This window comes from Corynebacterium sp. LK28 (genome assembly GCF_014335105.1).
Classification (GTDB): domain Bacteria; phylum Actinomycetota; class Actinomycetes; order Mycobacteriales; family Mycobacteriaceae; genus Corynebacterium; species Corynebacterium macclintockiae.
The window spans coordinates 1-3,232 of the sequence record NZ_PDGZ01000003.1; the positions used below are offsets into that span (position 1 = coordinate 1).

Below are 3,232 nucleotides of genomic sequence, written 5' to 3' on the forward strand. Positions count from 1 at the left end.
AGCACACACATTGTGTTGAACATCGGCTAATTAGTACCGGTCACCTCCATCACTCACATGACTTCCAGATCCGGCCTATCAACCCCATAATCTATAGGGAACCTCAAAAGAAACCTCATCTCAGAACAGGCTTCCCGCTTAGATGCTTTCAGCGGTTATCCCTCCCATACGTAGCCAACCAGCCATGCCACGGGCGTGACAACTGGCCCACCAGAGGTATGTCCGTCCCGGTCCTCTCGTACTAGGGACAGCCTTCTTCAAGTTTCAACGCGCACGGCGGATAGAGACCGAACTGTCTCACGACGTTCTAAACCCAGCTCGCGTGCCGCTTTAATGGGCGAACAGCCCAACCCTTGGGACCTACTCCAGCCCCAGGATGCGACGAGCCGACATCGAGGTGCCAAACCATCCCGTCGATATGGACTCTTGGGGAAGATCAGCCTGTTATCCCCGGGGTACCTTTTATCCGTTGAGCGACACCGCTTCCACAAGCCGGTGCCGGATCACTAGTCCCTACTTTCGTACCTGCTCGACCTGTCAGTCTCACAGTCAAGCTCCCTTGTGCACTTACACTCAACACCTGATTGCCAACCAGGCTGAGGGAACCTTTGGGCGCCTCCGTTACACTTTGGGAGGCAACCGCCCCAGTTAAACTACCCACCAGGCACTGTCCCTAACCCGGATCACGGGCCGAGGTTCAGATGCCCAATCCGATCAGAGTGGTATTTCACCAACGACTCCACAACCACTAGCGTAGCCACTTCACAGTCTCCCACCTATCCTACACAAACCGAACCGAACACCAATACCAAGCTATAGTGAAGGTCCCGGGGTCTTTTCGTCCTGCCGCGCGTAACGAGCATCTTTACTCGTACTGCAATTTCACCGGGCCTGTGGTTGAGACAGCAGGGAAGTCGTTACGCCATTCGTGCAGGTCGGAACTTACCCGACAAGGAATTTCGCTACCTTAGGATGGTTATAGTTACCACCGCCGTTTACTGGGGCTTAAATTCTCCGCTTCGACCCAAGGGTCTAACAGGTCCTCTTAACCTTCCAGCACCGGGCAGGCGTCAGTCCGTATACATCGACTTAAAGTCTTCGCACGGACCTGTGTTTTTAGTAAACAGTCGCTTCCCTCTATTCTCTGCGACCACCACCAGCTCAACACGTCGTTCACCAGCAGTGGCACCCCTTCTCCCGAAGTTACGGGGCCATTTTGCCGAATTCCTTAACCACAGTTCACCCGAACGCCTTAGTATTCTCTACCTGACCACCTGTGTCGGTTTACGGTACGGGCCGTACATGCACTCACTAGAGGCTTTTCTCGACAGCATAGGATCACCAACATCCCCACAACGGGTACGCATCACGCCTCACCCAAAAACAGAACGGATTTACCTATCCCGCGGGCCACACGCTTACACCACAATCCAATAAGTGGCTTGGCTACCTTCCTGCGTCACCCCATCGCTTGGCTACTACCAGATCAGGTCCCACGCATCCACACACCACACACACAAAATGCATGCAGCATCCTTCAGGGTGGTTAGTATCACTGATTCACCATTGGTCGCACACACACGGGTACGGGAATATCAACCCGTTAACCATCGACTACGCCTGTCGGCCTCGCCTTAGGACCCGACTCACCCTGGGAAGATTAGCTTGACCCAGGAACCCTTAGTCATCCGGCGGATATGTTTCGCACATATCATTCGCTACTCATGCCTGCATTCTCACTCGCATAACCTCCACCACACGGTTACCCGGCAGCTTCAACGATCACACGACGCTCCCCTACCAACCCAACCAAAAGATTGAGTTCCGCGGTTTCGGCGGTGTACTTGAGCCCCACTACATTGTCGGCGCAGAACCACTCGACCAGTGAGCTATTACGCACTCTTTCAAGGATGGCTGCTTCTAAGCCAACCTCCTGGCTGTCTTCGCGATCCCACATCCTTTTCCACTTAGCACACTCTTAGGGGCCTTAACCGGCGATCTGGGCTGTTTCCCTCTCGACTAACGAAGCTTATCCCCCGCAGTCTCACTGCCGCGCTCTCACTTACCGGCATTCGGAGTTTGGCTGACGTCGCTAAGATGATAGTCCCGCTCAACCAACCAGTAGCTCTACCTCCGGCAAGAAACACACGACGCTGCACCTAAATGCATTTCGGGGAGAACCAGCTATCACGGAGTTTGATTGGCCTTTCACCCCTACCCACAGCTCATCCCCTCAGTTTTCAACCTAAGTGGGTTCGCGCCTCCACAGCCTCTTACAGCTGCTTCACACTGGCCATGGGTAGATCACCCCGCTTCGGGTCCAGGACATGCCACTGACAACACCCTAGTTAGGATTCGGTTTCCCTACGGCTACCCCACACAACGGGTTAACCTCGCGACATGCCGCTGACTCGCAGGCTCATTCTTCAAAAGGCACGCCATCACCCAAAAAGCTCTGACGGCTTGTAGGCACACGGTTTCAGGTACTATTTCACTCCCCTCCCGGGGTACTTTTCACCATTCCCTCACGGTACTCATACACTATCGGTCACAATAAGTATTCAGGCTTACCGGGCGGTCCCGGCAGATTCACAGCAGATTCCACGAGCCCGCTGCTACTCGGGTATTCTGTCAACCCCAACACCACATGCTTTCACGTACCGGACTCTCACCGTCTACGGCAGGCCATTCCAAACCACTTCCGCTAACACATAATGCCAAGGCACGGCATGGCAGCACCGCACAACACAACCCCACAACCCCACACACGCAACCCCTGCCAGGTATCACACGCATGCAGTTTAGCCAACATCCACGTTCGCTCGCCGCTACTAGCAGAATCATTATTATTTTCTTCTCCTGCGGGTACTAAGATGTTTCACTTCCCCGCGTTACCACCACACAGACTATGAATTCATCCATGCAGCGACCACACACAACTGTGGCCAGGTTTCCCCATTCGGACACCCTCGGATCAACGCTTGATTGACAACTCCCCGAGGCCTATCGCGGCCTTCCACGTCCTTCATCGGCTTATCATGCCCAAGGCATCCACCGTGCGCCCTTAAAAGACAACACAAAATACTAAGACACCCACACACCAACCACACATAAACAACAAACACGTTCATGACAGTCAGCGCGTGAACAACAATGATTTCAAACAAAAAATCACAAAAAAGAAGATACTCGCGTCCACTATACAGTTCTCAAACAACACAAACACCCACAA

At 53.5% G+C, this 3,232-nt stretch carries 1 rRNA gene; it reads right to left on the reverse strand.

Annotated features, from left to right (window positions below):
* Nucleotides 1-9: 9 nt before the first annotated feature.
* A 23S ribosomal RNA gene (locus CRD15_RS01620) occupies nucleotides 10-3,079 on the reverse strand.
* Nucleotides 3,080-3,232: the final 153 nt, after the last annotated feature.